Source organism: Streptomyces sp. NPDC002669 (assembly GCF_042889165.1).
In the GTDB taxonomy this organism is placed as follows: Bacteria; Actinomycetota; Actinomycetes; order Streptomycetales; family Streptomycetaceae; genus Streptomyces.
In genome coordinates this window covers 1-15,996 of the sequence record NZ_JBIAQQ010000028.1, presented here as the reverse complement: position 1 = coordinate 15,996, position 15,996 = coordinate 1, and the positions used below count along the sequence as shown (strand labels likewise).

At 74.3% G+C, this 15,996-nt stretch carries 9 protein-coding genes and 1 pseudogene; 3 read left to right on the top strand and 7 right to left on the bottom strand.

What is annotated here, in order from left to right:
• Positions 1-34 precede the first annotated feature (34 nt).
• From ACFYW1_RS31350 to ACFYW1_RS31330, 5 genes are all read right to left on the bottom strand, one after another.
• Positions 35-1,966 carry a BTAD domain-containing putative transcriptional regulator gene (locus tag ACFYW1_RS31350; RefSeq protein ID WP_389000753.1) on the bottom strand — a complete coding sequence of 644 codons (1,932 nt, stop codon included), beginning with the start codon at positions 1,964-1,966 and terminating at the stop codon, positions 35-37.
• A 297-nt stretch (positions 1,967-2,263) separates the two neighbouring features.
• Positions 2,264-5,182 carry an AAA family ATPase gene (locus tag ACFYW1_RS31345; protein WP_389000750.1) on the bottom strand — a complete coding sequence of 973 codons (2,919 nt, stop codon included), beginning with the start codon at positions 5,180-5,182 and terminating at the stop codon, positions 2,264-2,266.
• A gap of 70 nt (positions 5,183-5,252) precedes the next feature.
• Positions 5,253-5,444 carry a hypothetical protein gene (locus ACFYW1_RS31340; protein WP_389000747.1) on the bottom strand — a complete coding sequence of 64 codons (192 nt, stop codon included), beginning with the start codon at positions 5,442-5,444 and terminating at the stop codon, positions 5,253-5,255.
• Between the two features lie 129 nt (positions 5,445-5,573).
• On the bottom strand, positions 5,574-8,627 hold the full coding sequence (locus tag ACFYW1_RS31335; RefSeq protein ID WP_389000744.1) for a type 2 lanthipeptide synthetase LanM family protein: 3,054 nt from the start codon (positions 8,625-8,627) through the stop codon (positions 5,574-5,576).
• A gap of 358 nt (positions 8,628-8,985) precedes the next feature.
• A complete protein-coding gene (locus ACFYW1_RS31330; RefSeq protein ID WP_389000741.1) occupies positions 8,986-10,089 on the bottom strand; it encodes a LacI family DNA-binding transcriptional regulator in 1,104 nt (367 codons plus the stop codon).
• 138 nt (positions 10,090-10,227) lie between these two features.
• On the opposite strand from ACFYW1_RS31330, the gene ACFYW1_RS31325 reads away from it, so the two are divergent.
• From ACFYW1_RS31325 to ACFYW1_RS31315, 3 genes are all read left to right on the top strand, one after another.
• Entirely contained in the window at positions 10,228-11,379 is a 1,152-nt protein-coding gene (locus ACFYW1_RS31325) for a Gfo/Idh/MocA family protein (RefSeq protein ID WP_389000738.1), read from the top strand.
• A gap of 123 nt (positions 11,380-11,502) precedes the next feature.
• The gene (locus ACFYW1_RS31320; protein WP_389000735.1) at positions 11,503-12,645 is read left to right on the top strand and encodes a dihydrodipicolinate synthase family protein; all 1,143 of its coding nucleotides are present in this window, start codon (positions 11,503-11,505) and stop codon (positions 12,643-12,645) included.
• A complete protein-coding gene (locus ACFYW1_RS31315; protein WP_389000732.1) occupies positions 12,642-13,469 on the top strand; it encodes a sugar phosphate isomerase/epimerase family protein in 828 nt (275 codons plus the stop codon). The genes ACFYW1_RS31320 and ACFYW1_RS31315 overlap by 4 nt, the downstream gene beginning before the upstream one ends.
• Before the next feature lie 228 nt (positions 13,470-13,697).
• On the opposite strand, the gene ACFYW1_RS31310 is transcribed toward ACFYW1_RS31315, so the two are convergent.
• Positions 13,698-14,450 (bottom strand): hypothetical protein, encoded by a 753-nt coding sequence (locus ACFYW1_RS31310; RefSeq protein ID WP_389000729.1) that lies wholly within the window; start codon positions 14,448-14,450, stop codon positions 13,698-13,700.
• Positions 14,451-15,996, bottom strand: a pseudogene (locus ACFYW1_RS31305) (hypothetical protein); the annotation flags it as partial. It lies immediately after the preceding gene.

Below are 15,996 nucleotides of genomic sequence, written 5' to 3'. Positions count from 1 at the left end.
CGGAGCCGGCCGGGCACGGGCTGCGGGCGCCGGGTCAGCCCACCGGTATCGCGGTACGGGCCGCCGGTTCCGAAGGGGCGCCCGGCCCCGACAGGGGGTCCGGCACAGGCACGGGCCCCGGCTCCGGGGCGGCGGTGAGTTCGCGGGCGTACAGGCCCATCAGGCGCGGCAGCTCGTACAGCACGGAGTGCGCGGTGACCTCGCCGCTGGGGGAGGTCACCGCCCCGGCGTCGATCAGCGACTCCACCGCCCGCAGCGCCTGCCGTTCGCCGCAGCCGAGCGCCGTCATGGCCTCCGGCAGGGTGAACGGACCCTCGTGGACGGCGGAGGCCAGCCGGGTCAGCGCCAGCCCGCTCCCGGGCGACAGGTCCCGCCAGCCGGAGGCCAGCCGGGCCCGCACCGAGATGTCACCGGCCACCAGCTCGTCCAGCGCCCCGGCCGGATCGGCCAGCCGCTCCGCGTACTCGGCCAGCGGCAGGTGCCGCAGCACCGCCAGCCGCATCCCGCTCACCCGCACCGCCAGCGGAAGCAGCCCGCAGGCGTCGGCTATGCGCAGGGCGGCGGCCCGGTCCAGGCCCACCCGCCCCGCCCCGATCAGCCGGCCCAGCAGCGCCAGCGCCTCGGCGGGGGCCAGCGGCGGCAGCGCGATCCGGTGCACCGGTGCGAGCCCGGCCAGCTGACCGCGCGCCGTCAGGACGAACGAACTGCCGCCGGTGCCCGGCAGCAGGGCCCGTACCGCCGCCTCCTCCGGCACGTCGTCGAGCACGACCAGCGAACGGTGCGTGGCCAGCCAGTGCCGCCAGTGCTCCGGGTCCGTCATCGGCTCCGCCCGGTGCGGGTCGCCGGTCAGCCGGGCCAGTTCGCCGACGAGCGCCGACGGGGGACGCACCACCCCCTGCTCGTCGCGGACCCGGATGTGGATCCGGCCGTCCGGGAACCGCTCCGCCAGCAGGTGCGCCGCCTGCACCGCGAGGGCCGTCTTCCCGGTCCCCGCGGCCCCGGTGACCGCCACCACCCGGCCGTTCTCCCCGCCCAGGACGTCCAGCAGCTCCCGCAGCTGCTCGCCCCGGCCGGTGAAGTCGGGCGTACCGGCGGGCAGCACCGTCCGCAGCGCCTCGGCCCGGCGCGCCGGGGCCGCCGCCCGCGGCCGGTCCACGCCGTCCCGGCCGGTCAGCATCGCGCGGTGCCGGGCGGCGATGGCCGCCCCCGGCTCCAGGCCCAGCTCCCTCGCCAGCAGCTGGCGGTAGTCGTCGTACACGGCGAGCGCCTCGGCCCGGCGGCCGGTCCGGTGCAGGGCGTCCATCCACGCGGCCCGGATGCGCTCGCGCAGGGGGTGCCGCTCGGCGAGGTCCCGCAGCCCGTCCACGACGGCGGGCGCCCGCCCCAGCGAGATCTCCGTCTCGGCCCAGTCCTCGTGCACGGTCAGGCACCGGGCCTCCAGCCGCTCCGCCTCCGCGGCCACCTCCGGGGAGTCCCGCAGATCGTGCATCGGCGGCCCCTGCCACAGGTCCAGCGCCCGGCGCAGCAGACCGGCGGCGGCCCGCGGATCGCCGTCGTCGGCGGCCCGCCGGCCGGCCGCGGCCAGCGAACGGAACCGCAGGGTGTCCAGCTCGTCCTCGCCGACCCGCAGCAGATAACCGCCGCAGGAGTGCACCAGCCGTTCCCCGCCGGCACCGCCGTCGTCCGGCCCCCCGGGACGGCGCGCGCCGAGCAGCGCCCGCGTGGAACTGATGTACACCTGGAGGTTCTTGCGCGCCGTACGGGGCGGCGCGTCCGGCCACACCGCGTCGGTGAGCACGTCCACCGGTACCGGTGTGTTGGGCCGGCAGAGCAGCATGGCCAGGACCAGCCGCTGCTTGCGCGGCCCGAGGAGCAGCGGCCGTCCGTCCAGGTACCCGGAGAGCGGCCCGAGGACCGAGAGACTCAGCGCACCGGACGACGGGGCAGGGGTGTGGTGTCGGGTCATGGGCGGGCCTCCGAAGAACGGGGGACTGGGCGGCTTGCCGGTCATGTCCCTGGATGGTCCGCCGGGAACGGGTCCCCCCACATCGGTGCCGGACCCGCATGTTCCGTAACGGCACCCGACCAAAACCGCTCCGCACCCCCATGTTGGGCCCGCATACCCGTATTCCGTGCCCCACGGGGACATCACGGGCCCCTCGGACCACCGCCCGTCACCCCGTCACCCCACCCGTCACCCCGTCCGCCGCGCCGTCATCCGGGTGCGGTCCGGCGCTCCGACGCGGGGCCGCACCCGTCGCGCTCAGTCGCGTTCCGCCGCGCACTCGGCGGAGAACTCGCACAGGGCCGCCCGGTCCGCACGCCCCGTCTTGTTCAGCAGGCTCGCCATGTGCTTCTCCACCGTGCGCGGCGAGATGGACAGCCGCCGGGCTATCTGCTGGTTGCCCGGCCGCTCCGCCAGCAGGACGAAGACCTCGTACTCGCGCGGCGTCACACCGCTCGTCCGCAGGGCGGCCGGGATGCGGTCCCAGCCGCCCCGGTGCTGTCCGACGCTGGCCCCCGCCTGCCGCAGCTCCGCCCGGCACGCCGCCGCGACGGGCTGGATGCCCGCCCCGTAGAAGTACTCCTCCGACGACCGCAGCCAGCCCACCGGCTCGCCCCACTTCTCGGCGAGCGCCGCGCCGGCGACCAGCCGCAGCCCCAGGTGGCGGGCGAGGGGGAAGGCGGCGGCGTCGGCGACGGCGGAGCGGACCGTCCGGGCGGCGCGCTCCGCGTCGCCCTCCCGACCGTGCAGGACGCCGTCGGCCAGCCGCAGGAACAGCTGGTTCCACGCCAGGTCCGCGCCGGGGCTCCCCAGGATCGCGCCGAGCTCCGCCCGGTCGCCCCGCCCGTCGAGGACCCGCAGCAGCGGACGCAGGCCGTAACGCCCGCTCAGATAGAAGAAGCTGGGATTCTCGCGCTCCCAGGCCAGCGAGGTGTCGAGGTCGGCCAGCGCACGCTCGCGGTCCTCCTCCAGCAGCGCCGCGAAGGCGCGGCAGAGACCCAGTTGCAGCGGTACGAGCAAGGACTCCTCGCCGCCCGCCCGGCGGAACCGGACCATGGCCCGGTCCAGGTCCCGTCTTCGGCCCCGGTGCGCGGCGAGCGTCGCCGAGGCCAGCAGCAGGTAGCGGTGCGCCCCCAGGTTGCGGACCCGCGCGCTGGCGGCCAGCGAACGCTCGATGATCTCGTGCGCCCCGTCCCACTCGCCGCGCATCACCGCGTTCATCGCGAGCAGCCCGTCCACGGTCTGGGTCGGCACCAGCGCGCCCAACGACTGGGCGGCGGTGCGGGCCGTCTCCAGCCGGGCCGGGTCGCCGGTGCGCATGAACGTGTTGGCGCCGAGCCGGACCAGGGCCTCCACCCGCCACACCGGCAGGGAGTGCTGCTCGGACACCGCGAGCATCCGCTCCAGGCAGGCGTCGGCCTCGTCGAAGCCGCGCTGCCGGGACAGCAGCGCCAGTAACTGCCACGCCTGGCAGGCCACCACCGGAAGGTTGCGCTCCTCCGCGACCGACGCGGCCCGGCGCGCCGCATCCTGCGCGCGCTCCTGCTGCCCGTGGTCGACATGGCCGGGCAGCAGGGCCAGATGGCCGTCCACCACGTCGAGCGCCGCCTGCTGCTCGGGGCGGACGGCCGTACCGAGAACGCCCCGCGCGGCCCGGATCTGCCCGGCCGCCTCCGCCATCCGTTCCGCCATCACGGCCGCCCAGGCGATCTTGATGTGGGTCTCCCCGCGCTGTTCGGCGGCGTCGGAGCGCGGGGGCACCGGCGGCAGCTCCCCGGTCAGCGCCAGGGCCGTGTCCAGCTCGCCGGCCTCGGCATGGGCGACCGCGAGCGATTCCGTGACGCTCCGCAGATCGCCCTCGTGGGCGAGCGAACGGGCCCGCTCCAGCAGGATGACGGCGGAACCGGACGCCCCCGCCGTCAGCATCCGGCGGCCGACGGCGGCGAACTGCCGGGCGGCACCGTGCCGGTCGCCCCCGGCAAGTTGCAGAGTCGCCATCAACTGCCGCTGCTCGTCGCCGAGTTCATGCACCACGGCAGCCAGCGACAGGGCCGCGCGGCGGGCCGTGGCGGCCCGCTCGGCCGGTGCCAGCGAGGCCACCAGCGCCTCGGCGGTCAGCGCGTGCCGGAAGGTGTAGCGGTCGGGGTCCGCCCCGTCGGGGGCGATGATGTTCGCCTCGACGGCGGAACGCAGATGGCTGAAGAGCGTGCGGTCGTCGAAACCGGTGACGGTCTGGAGCACGGTCACCGAGAACCGGCTGCCCAACGTGGCCGCGCACAGGAGCAGTTCGCGCACCGGCTCGTCGAACCGGTCCAGCCGCCGCGACCAGCTGCGCACCACCCCGGTCGGCACCGACGCGTCCGGGTTGACGTGCTCCTCCCAGCGGTCGCCGGTGCGGCGCAGCTGGCCGGAGTCGAGCAGATCGGCGAGCAGCACCTCGACCAGGTACGGGTTGCCACCCGCCCGCTCCGCCAGCCGCTCGTGGGTGGTCCGCGGCACCTCGTCGGGGTCGGCCTCCAGGCACGAGGCGGCCATCTCCCGCACGTCCGCGTCGCCGAGCGGGGACAGCTCGTGCACGGTGGCGACCTGCCGCCGCTCCGCCGAACGCACCAGGTCCAGGGCGACCCCGGGCTCCGGGCGCAGGGTCCCCAGTAACAGCACCGGCAGGTCCGCCACGTTGTCGATGACGTACTCCACCACCGCGATCGTCTCGGTGTCGGAGTCGTGCAGGTCCTCCAGCAGGATCACGCAACCGCGCTCCTGGCCGAGCACCGACAGCAGCCGCAGCAGCGCCTCCGCCAGCTCGATCACCGTCTCCGGATAGCCGGGGGAGGAGCCCTGGCGCCACTCCGGCACCAGCCGGGCCAGCGCCGGACGGTACGGGTCCAGCTCCGGATCGGTGGGCGTACCGGCCGCCCGGAACCGTGAGGACAGCGCCTCGATCAGCGGGCGGAACGGCACCACGAGCCCGGTCGACGTGGCCCTGCCGCGCAGCACCGGCATGCCCCGCTCGTACGCCCGGTAGGCGCACTCGCCGGCCAGCCGTGATTTCCCGATGCCCGGGTCCCCCACGAAGAAGACCGCACGCCCCGAACACCGCGATGCGGTGTCCAGGGCGTCGCTCAGCAGGCCGGTCTCAGCGGCTCGCCCGACAATCACCGACGAAGTGGCACGCATGTACGCAGGCTACTCGAGGCACTGCCCACCGGTCAGCGCGTCAAATCTCTTGATCTGAAAAGGAGTTCATTCAGTTCCAGGTCATGGTGGTCCACGGCAGGTCCGTGGTGCAGCCGTTGTTGCCGTCCGTGGCGCTGAGAATGCTGCTGCGCAGCCCGAGTCTGCCGCTCGCACCCAGGGTGATTCTGCCGGCGGGGTGCTCGTCGGCGAACTCGTCCATGGAGTCGGTGGAGAGGATGGCGGAAGCTTCGGTGCTCTGCATGATCTCTGCCTCTTCTGTAGGGGGTTGTCGTTCCGTGAGCCGTGCGGTGGTGAACGGTGCGGAGAAGGAACGGAGGAGAAGGAACGGAGGTGGAGCGGGAAGGAGGAACGGTACGGGGCGGGTGGGCGGTCAGTGGGGTGCGGCGGGTGCGGTGGGTCCGGCGAGCAGCAGCAGGGACGGCACCCGGTCGGGGAAGCCCGCCCGCAGCAGTCCGTGCCCGATGCCCGCCAGCCCGGTCAGCAGCCCCGGGTGCGGCACCTGGCCGGGGGTTCCGCAGCGCGGCTTCGCCCGGTCGGCCGCCGCGAGCAGCGCCCCGGCCCGCTCCACCCAGCGGGTGCGCGCACCCGAGGGCTCGCCGAGGCGCAGCAGTTCGAGGACGCCGAGCTCGCCGTGGCACAGGCTGTCGTCCGGCGGCGGCTCGGACCGTGCGATGTCCGCCGCCGCCTCGCGCGCCCAGGCGGACAGCGACGGATCGGTCCGCGCCGCCGGGCTGTCCAGCACGGCCAGCGCCACGCCCGTCCGGCCCCGGCACCAGGAGACGTCCGGGCCCACCGCGCCGGTCGCGGCCCGCAGCGCGGCGAGCCCCGAGGCGCGGTACGGCTCGCCGCCGCCCGCCTCGGCGAAGCGCAGCAGCGCCCAGCCGATCCCGGCGGACCCGTCGGCGAATCCCGGCGCGTCCGGCAACGGCGCCTCGCGCAGCAGCCCGGCGCAGTGTTCCGCCCCGCGCCACACGTCGGACCGCCCGGTGGTCCGGTACCCGGCGAGCAGGCCGACCAGTCCGCCGGCCGTGCCGCCGCGCACCCCGTACTCGCTCTCGGCACTCGCCGCGGCACCGGTCAACCGCAGTGCGGGCAGCACCAGTTCACCCAGGCGCGGGTCGTCCAGCGTGTCCGAGACCTGGGCCAGTACGTAGGCGATCCCGCCGAGCCCGGCGAACGCGCCCGAGCCCACCGGGCCCAGGTCGTCCGGGCGCGAGTGCAGCGCGTCCAGCAGCCCGGCGAGGGGCGCCAGCGCGTCCCGGGCGGCCGCCGCGTACCGGTCCGCCCCGGTGAGCGAGGCGAGCTGGGCGAGGAAGCACGCCGTACCGGTGTAGCCGCCCGCCACGTCGGCGGCCATCGGGCCCAGCCGCCAGTAGCGCTCGCCGAGCAGTTCCAGACCGATCCAGTTCAGCCGGGTGGAGCCGGAGTACGCCTGGGAGACCAGCTGGTCGCCGACCGAGCGGGCCGCCGCGAGCAGCTGCTCCGGCTCCGGCGCGGTCGCGGCCGTACGGGCCCGGCGCGGGCCGGGAGCGGCGATGTGGGCCGGTTCGCGGGAGGTGGTCACCATCGCGGCGCGGATGATCCGCTCCTGGTCCTGCCGGTCCACCGTGTCCATGGCCGCCAGCTTCTCCCGGACCAGGGACAGCCCGGTCCGGGCGAGCGTCCCGGGCAGCAGCCGGCCGTTCCCGCTCCACAGGTCGGTGCGTTCGGGCAGGGCGGTGAACAGGGGCACGTCCCCCGCCCAGAGCTGGGCGATCTCCTCGTCCAGCAGATCGGGCAGCGCGGAGGAGCCCAGGACGTCGGTGCCCAGCAGCGCCAGCACCTCCTGCCGTTCGGCGGCGTCCCTCATCAGGTCCGGATGCGTGGACTCGTCCAGGAGCGAGGAGTACACCCAGGTGGGCCGCGCCACCACCCGCACCTCGTCGTGCGCGAAGCGCTCCAACAGGCCGCCTGAGCGCAGGAGTTCGGCACGGGCCGCCTTGATCGCGGTGTACCCGGCGCGGAAACCGGCGCACAGCGCACGGGTGAAGGCGGACGGATCGGCGGGCGTTCCGGTCAGCCGGGGCCGGTTGGCCGACTCGCCGAACCGGGCCGTCCGGCGCACCAGCCGCATCCGGTCGGTCCCCGCGTCGGCCCAGTCGGCGCTGCGCACCGGCGAATCGGCCGCCTGCCCGCCGCCGATCCCGGACATGTCGAGCGCCGTCTCGTCCCCGACGAGCAGCTGCGGCAGCAGCCCCACCCGGTGCACCGAGGCGTGCAGGGCACGGGCCGCCGGGTCGTCCGAGGCCGCGGCGGGCAGCGGCGGGTGGAACAGCGTCTCCACGTCGACGAGCACCGGGTGCTCCCCGTCCGCGATCAGGTTCTCGTGGTGCAGATCGGTGCCGTCCAGCGCGTGCAGCAGGGCCAGCAGGGCCCCCTGGCGCCGGTAGAAGACCTCGATCTGGCGGGCCGAGCGGCAGGGCCGTTCCGCGACGAACTCCACCCAGCCGTACGACCCCCGGTCCAGCAGGGCGAGCGTACGCAGACCGGGCGTGCCGGGCAGCGCGTTGAACCACTGGACCAGTTCGTTGAAGTGCCGGTGCGCGGCGAGCGGGCGAGGCTTGTAGACCAGCCGGGCGCCGTCCTCGAACCGGAGCAGCATCACGGTGCGCCCGCCCCGGTGGCCGTCCCCGGCCCCCGGTACGACCCCCACCAGCCGCCCGACGCCCGCGGTCCCCTCGGCGGGGCCTTCGCCGCGGGTGGTGCGGTCGCCCGGCAGCACCGGACGGTCCGCGGTGAACCGTACGAGCATCTCGGCCAGCGCGGCGGCGGCGTCGAGCGCCGCACGCCCCAGGATCCGGGCCAGTACGGGGTACGTCGTGCAGAGCGCGGCCAGCCCGGAGCGGGAACCGGTCAGCCGCAGGAAGTCCGTGAACCGGTCCTCGGAGGCCGCCCCGGTGAGCCGGCCCTCCCGCCGCGCCGTGTGCAGCTCCAGGACCAGGGTCCGGGCGGCGAGCCGGGCGAGCCGCCGGGCCAGATGGCGCTCGAAGTCGTCGCGCACGGCGTCCAGATCGGCGCACCGGCCCACCCGCGGGGGCAACCCGTCCAGCATCCGCCGCGCCGCGCGGGCGGTGAACGGGGCGAGGACGCACTCGAACCCGCGCAGCCCCGGCCGGTCCGCCCGGTCGGCGATCTCCGCCCGCTCGGGGGCGGCGGAGACCGCGTCCCGGACGAACAGCGCCCAGTCCGGGGCACGGTCGCAGAACCGTTCTCCGGTCAGCGCGGGCCGCCACCACGAGCCGTCCGCCCAGGAGTCCCCGGGCGTCGCGGGCCGCTCGGCCTCCAGCAGGCCGACCGCATCGGCGGGGTGTCCCGCTGCCGCGGACGGGCGTGACGCGGAAGAGACGCACAGCCGTTCGTTGCCGCCCGTATCGATCTCCGTCATCGCACCTCCTCGGTCCGGCGCCGGCACCGACCGGTCCGCCGAACTCCATACTTCCGGTGGAGGCTCCGCGGGGCATGGGGGCAACACCCCCATCTTTCTGCCGGAACCCGAACGGAGAACGGGACGGACCTCGGTCCGGCCCTGCTCCAGACCCGGACGAGCTTTGGCGGAGCCCCAGGTGAGGGCACGTTCAGAGGCGTGCCGGAGGCTGTCGCGGGCCGTGCGGGGGACCGGTGCGGGTGGCGTGGTGGGCGGTGTCGGTTTCCGGTGCGGACAATCGGTGAGGGCCCGTCACCGGGGCAGGGGCCGGTACCGGAACACCGGAACCCCCCACCCGCGCACCGGACTTCCCACCCGCTCACCGCCCCCGCGGTGGCGCCGTCGAGCCGCGGACCATCAACTCGGCCGGGATCGTGGCGATTCCGCCGGGCGGCGGGGTCTCCTTGCCCATGGCCAGCCGTCCCGCCCGCGCCCCCGCCTCGAAGAGCGGCAGCCGTACGGTCGTCAGCGCCGGCACCGCGTCCACCGAGAACGGCAGGTCGTCGAAGCCCGCCACCGAGACGTCCTCGGGGATGCGCAGCCCGCGGTCCCGGATCGCCGCGCTCGCGCCCAGGGCCACCGTGTCGTTCGCGGCGACCACGGCCGTCACCTCCGGTTCGCGGCGCAGGAGTTCGACCGTGGCGTCGTAGCCCGACCGCCGGTCGTAGGGACCGTGGACGACGAGCCTTTCCTCGTACCGGCCGAGGAGCGGCGCCGTCGCGTCCGTACCGTCGCCGACAAGTCCCGCCGCGCGCATCGCGTCGAGGTGTCCCTCCAGGCGGTGACGGGTCGTCGTGCGCTCCGAGGGGCCCGCGACGTAGCCGATCCGCCGGTGGCCCAGCGCGAGCAGGTGCTCGGTGAGGCGGCGGCCCCCGCCCCGGTTGTCGAAGGCCAGCGTGGCCACGACCGCCTCGTTGTCCGGCAGCGGGGGCCGTCCGCACAGCACCACCCGGGTGCCCGCGTCCGCGAGCCGGGTCAGCTTGGCGGACGTCGCGGCCCGGTGCGCCGGATCCTCCACGGCACCCCCGGTCAGCACCACGGCCGCGGCGCGCTGGCGCTGGAGCAGGGTGAGGTAGGTGAGCTCGCGCTCGGGCGAGCCGCCGGTGTTGCAGATCACGGCGAGCTTCTCGCCGCCCGCCCGGCCCGAACCGTCCCCCGGCCCGCCGATCTCGGTCTGCGCCGCCCCCGCCATGATCCCGAAGAACGGGTCGGCGATGTCGTTGACCAGGATGCCGACCAGGTCGGACGTGGCCGCCGCGAGCGAGCTCGCCGGGCCGTTGAGCACGTAGTCCAGCTCGTCCACCGCGCGCAGCACCCGCTCCCGGGTGGACGCGGCCACGGGGTAGTTGCCGTTCAGCACGCGGGAGACGGTCGCCGGGGACACCCGGGCGCGAGCCGCCACATCCGCCAGGGTGACTGTCATGGCTTTCCTCCGAGGAGCGACGAGGGGGGACGGGGCGGGAGGAGACGCGGGGGAGCCCCCTCTTGTCCGGATTGCTGTCGGCAGGCTAGCGTCATCACCGATAGAAAGCGCTTGCTACGGTTGCTTGGAGGAAGTTTCGTGACACGCAGGACAGTGCGCATCGCCATGAACGGCGTCACGGGTCGCATGGGGTACCGGCAGCACCTGGTGCGCTCGATCCTCGCGATCCGCGAGCAGGGCGGCCTCGACCTCGGCGACGGGGACGTGCTGTGGCCCGAGCCGGTGCTGGTCGGCCGCCGCGCCCACGCGCTGGAGGAGCTGGCCGCGAAGCACGGCCTGACCGAGTGGTCCACCGACCTCGACGCGGTGCTCGCCGACGACAGCATCGACATCTACTTCGACGCCCAGGTCACCTCGGCCCGCGTCGAGGCGATCAAGAAGGCGATCGCGGCGGGCAAGCACATCTACACCGAGAAGCCCACCGCCACGGACGTCGAGGGCGCCCTGGAGCTGGCCCGCGTCGCCCGCGACGCCGGCATCAAGCACGGCGTCGTCCAGGACAAGATCTTCCTGCCGGGCCTGCTGAAGCTGAAGCGCCTCATCGACGGCGGCTTCTTCGGCGAGATCCTCTCCGTGCGCGGCGAGTTCGGCTACTGGGTCTTCGAGGGCGACTGGCAGGAGGCCCAGCGCCCGTCCTGGAACTACCGCGCGGAGGACGGCGGCGGCATCGTCGTCGACATGTTCCCGCACTGGGAGTACGTGCTCCACGAGCTGTTCGGCCGGGTCACCACCGTCCAGGCGCACGTCCAGACGCACATCCCGCAGCGCTGGGACGAGCAGGGCAAGCCCTACGCCGCCACCGCCGACGACGCCGCCTACGGCGTCTTCCAGCTGGAGAGCGGCGCGGTCGCGCAGATCAACTCCTCCTGGGCGGTCCGCGTCAACCGCGACGAGCTCGTCGAGTTCCAGGTGGACGGCACGCACGGCTCCGCCGTCGCCGGCCTGCGCAACTGCCGCGTCCAGCACCGCTCGGCCACCCCCAAGCCGGTCTGGAACCCCGACCTCCCGGTCACCGAGTCCTTCCGCGACCAGTGGCAGGAAGTCCCCGACAACGCCGTCTTCGACAACGGCTTCAAGGCCCAGTGGGAGCTCTTCCTGCGCCACGTCGTGCTCGACGAGCCGTACGGCTGGGACCTGATGGCCGGCGCCCGCGGCGTGCAGCTCGCCGAGCTGGGCCTGAAGTCCCACGCGGAGGGCCGCCGCCTCGACGTCCCCGAGCTGTCCCTGTGACGTCCGCCCTCCCGCACCGCCGTCCCGGATCCGCCTCCGGGACGGCCGCCCGCCCGTCCCGGAACCCGGGACCTCCCCCGCGACGACCCGACTCCCGCACCGCGCACCGGAGCTGATCCGCGTATGACCATCCACCTCCCGCAGGGCCCCTACGAGCCCCGCACCACCCCCCTCGACCTCGCCCCCGGCGGCAGCCCGCTCGCCTCGCGCACGGTCTTCTCCGCGGCCCACGTCGTCGCCGACCCGTACGCCGACGTCAGCCCCGACTCCCCGGCGGCCGTCGACTGGGACGCCACCCTCGCCTTCCGCCGCCACCTCTGGTCGCACGGCCTGGGCGTCGCCGAAGCGATGGACACCGCCCAGCGCGGCATGGGCCTGGACTGGGCCGGCGCGGCCGAACTGATCCGCCGCTCCGCCGCCGAGGCGAAGGCGGTCGGCGGCCGCATCGCCTGCGGCGTCGGCACCGACCAGCTCGCCGGCCCCGCCGGCCTCGCCGAGGTCCGCGCCGCCTACGAGGAGCAGCTCGCCCTCGTCGAGGAGAGCGGCGCCCAGGCCATCCTGATGGCCTCCCGCGCGCTCGCCGCGGCGGCGAAGGGACCCGAGGACTACCTGGAGACGTACGCGCACCTGCTGCGCCAGGCGTCCGAACCGGTCGTCCTGCACTGGCTGGGCCCGATGTTCGACCCCGCGCTGGACGGCTACTGGGGCTCCTCGGACCTCGACGCCGCCACCGACACGTTCCTGAAGGTCATCGCGGAACACCCGGACAAGGTCGACGGCATCAAGATCTCCCTGCTCGACGCGGAGCGCGAGATCGACGTCCGCCGCCGCCTGCCGGGCGGGGTGCGCTGCTACACCGGCGACGACTTCAACTACCCCGAACTGATCGCGGGCGACGACCAGGGCTTCAGCCACGCCCTGCTCGGCATCTTCGACCCGCTGGGCCCGCTGGCCGCCCACGCGGTACGGGTGCTGGACACCGGCGACGTCCAGGGGTTCCGGAACCTTCTCGACCCCACGGTCGAGCTGTCCCGCCACCTCTTCCGGGCACCCACCCGCTTCTACAAGACGGGCGTGGTCTTCCTGGCCTGGCTGGCCGGCCACCAGGACCACTTCACGATGGTCGGCGGTCTCCAGTCCGCCCGCTCGCTGCCGCACCTGGCGAAGGCGTACGAACTCGCGGACCGGCTGGGCCTGTTCCCCGACCCGGAACTGGCCGAATCCCGGATGCGCGCCCTGCTCGCGGTCAACGGAGGCACCCGATGAGCGACGGCCGTCTCTCCATCAACCAGGAGACCATCAAGCAGTGGTCCCTGCCCGAACTGGCCGAGGGCTGCGCGAAGGCGGGCATCGACAAGGTCGGCCTGTGGCGGGGCCCCGTCCAGGAGTACGGCGTCGAGCGCGCCGCCGCCCTCCTCGCCGACCACGGCCTCGCCGTCACCAGCCTCTGCCGGGGCGGCTTCTTCACCGCGCTCGACCCGGCGGAACGGGCCCGCGCCCTGGACGACAACCGCGCCGCGATCGACGAGGCGGCGGCCCTGTCCACGGACACCCTGGTCCTGGTCTCCGGCGGACTCCCGGCGGGCAGCAAGGACCTGCACGGCGCCCGCGAACGCGTCGCGGACGCCCTGGGGGAGCTGACCCCGTACGCGGCCGAACGCGGCGTGCGCCTCGCGATCGAACCGCTGCACCCGATGTTCGCCTCGGACCGCTGCGTGGTCTCCACCCTGTCCCAGGCCCTGGACATCGCGGAGCGCTTCCCCGCCGAACAGGTCGGTGTGGTCGTCGACACGTACCACGTCTGGTGGGACGACCAGGCGCCCGCGCAGATCGCCCGCGCGGGCGCGGGCGGGCGCATCCACTCCTTCCAGCTGGCCGACTGGATCACCCCGCTCCCGGCCGGGGTCCTGCTCGGCCGGGGCCGGCTCGGCGACGGCGCGGTGGACTTCCGGGCCTTCCGCTCACTGGTCGAGGCCACCGGCTTCGACGGCCCGATCGAGGTGGAGATCTTCAACGAGGACCTCTGGGCCCGCGACGGCGCCGAGGTCCTCGCCGAGGTGGCCGCCCGGTACGCCGAACACGCCTGCTGACAAGCCCCTTTGCCCCCAAGGTAAAGAGATCGTCAAGGCGTGCAACCGTTCGGCACCCCGCCGAGTCGTATCTGGCGTCGGGTGCTTCCGGGGAGGGATCTGGGGGGATCGGGAAGCCCTGACGGAGGGGGAAAGCGAGGGGGGTCCGGCCGATTCGGCCGGGCCCCGTTTCGCGTTTCCGGGGGCTCCGCTCCCACGAGGGAGCCCCCGGCCACGACCTGACCTCCGTCAGGAGCCCGAGGCACCCCGGAAAGCCGCCTGGAGGAGCTCCGCCGCCTCGATGTCACCGATCTGCGCGTAGCCGGTGTCGGTCCGCTTCTCGTCGGCGAGCCGGAGAAGATCCGTCGGCTCCCAGCGCAGCTCCGCCGTGAACGCCTCGTCGTGCTGCTCCGACTTGAGCAGACGCCGCCGCAGCACGGGCCCCGAACGGTCGGCCGCCACGTGGTAGGAGATCCGGCCCTTGGCGTCCAGGGCGTCCAGCACGCGCCCGTCGAACGTGAGGAAGGGCCGGTCCGCGAGGTGGTTCCCCGGGCCGCGGGGCCTGACGGACACACCGGTCAGGTCGAGGAGCCCGGCCCCGTCCTGGAGGAACTCGCCACCCCGCTCGTAGAAGAGGACCAGGGGCTCGTAGAGATCGGGCAGGTCCGGCAGCGCGACATCGCCCCGCTCGCGGAGCGCCGCGAACCGCACCGCGGCCCCACAGGTCTTCCGGGCGTCGTACGCGACCTTCTTGAGGCCCTCGTCGAGCGCCGCGGCGAGCTCCGGCGGGAGCTGGAAGTCCTTGTCGGCGTACCGCGTGACGTCGAAGAAGGGCCATTCGGCCTCGGCGCCGTACGCCTGGGCCCACAGCGCGGCCCGCCGAAGGTACTCGTGCATCAGCAGACGGCGGGACTGCGCGTGCTCGAAGGCGTGGTCCCAGTCGCCGGACCAGTCGGCCGCACGCAACCTCTCCAGCAGGGCGAGCGTCGATCCATCGGTCATTTAAAGGTCCAGTCCCTTCGAACGGAGCTCCTGGAAGGCAGCCTCCATCACCTCGTCGATGTTCGAGAGGTCGGTGGCCAGCTCGATCTTCGGCGCATCGAGCCCCAGCCCCTCCCACTGGGCGAACCCGCCCCTGCGTTCACTCACCGTGAGTTCGTGGGCCCCCGCGTCCGCCCAGCTTTCGGGCCAGGCGCGGTAGTGGCCGTCGGCGACACCGTTCACCATGTCGACCTCCCACGAATTCGCGTTGTCGAACACGTAGGGGAGCCCTGCCTCCATGAGGTGGCTTTCCATGTACTCATGAGCGATGAGGCGCTGGAGTTTGAGCGCCTCGTCCGCGTCCAGGCTACGCTGCCCGGCCGCCTGCCAGAGATCGCCGATGTCGTCGCGCGGAGTGAAGAGCCCTTCCCTGGCCATGCCCTTCTCCACGACGACCACGTGCTCGGTGCGGAACAGGTGCGTCTTGACCCGTTGCAACACGGACGGGTCGATGCCGGTGTTCCCGGAGATCGCCGGAATGTCCACCGAGTCGGGGGTGGCCCGGATCTCGTCGTAGACCCGCCCCGCGTGCGGGGAGGGCTCGTCGACGTAGCGCGCGCCGTCCGCCCTGGGCTCGGTCAAGGGCTCCGACGGCGGACGGTCGAGGCTGCTGACGTGCTCATCGGGCACGTCGGGGCCATCACCGTGGCCGCCGGTGTTGTCCGGGGTGTGGTCGCCGCCGTTGCCGGGCCCGTCGCCGGGGCCGTCGTTGTGGCCGCCTCCGCCGGGTCCGTCGTTGTGTCCGCCGGGTCCGTCGCCGCCGTGCCCGCCGGTGGGGGGCGGGTCCTGGTGTCCGCCGCCTCCGCCGTTGTTGTGGCTGCCGTCGCCGGTGTGGGTGTTGGGCCCGGGGCCGTCGTTGCGGGGGCCGCCGGTGGGGGGTTCGTGGCTGTTGGAGGGGCCGTGGCCGAGGTCGTCGGCGCGGCCGCCGGGGAGGTGGTCGCCGGTCTGGCCGGTGGGGAGGTGGTCACCGGTGTTGCCGCCGGGCAGGTCGTCCCCGATGCGGCCGAGGTCGCCGAGGCCGGCGGGGTCGCTGCCCAGGCGGATGACGTCGTCGCCGTTGCGGGCGCCGACGCCGGCCGGGACGGGTTCTCGCACGGGGGTGGTGTGCGGGGCCGGGTTGTTGCTGTCGGTGTGCGGGGTGGTGGGGGTGGGTTCCTTGGGGGCGTCCTTGGCGTGCTGGACGACGTCGCCGTTCTTGTCCAGGAGGTTGCCGTCGCGGTCGACGTACTGGATGGGGTCGTCGGCGGCGGTGGGGAGTTTGGTGGTGCCCTCGGGCAGCACGGGGGCGTCGTCGGGGAACTTGACGCTTCCGTCGGGCAGTTCGATGCCCCCGTCGGGGACCTTGGCGCCGTCGGGGAGGTGGAAGGTGCCGTCGGGCAGCATCGTCGCGCCGTCGGGCAGGGTGATGGCGTCGTCGGGGAGTTTGGGGATTTCGATGTTCTCGATGCCCTTGAGGCCCTTGGTGATGTCGCCGATCTTGGACAGGCCGGTGCCGGCGCCCTTGGCG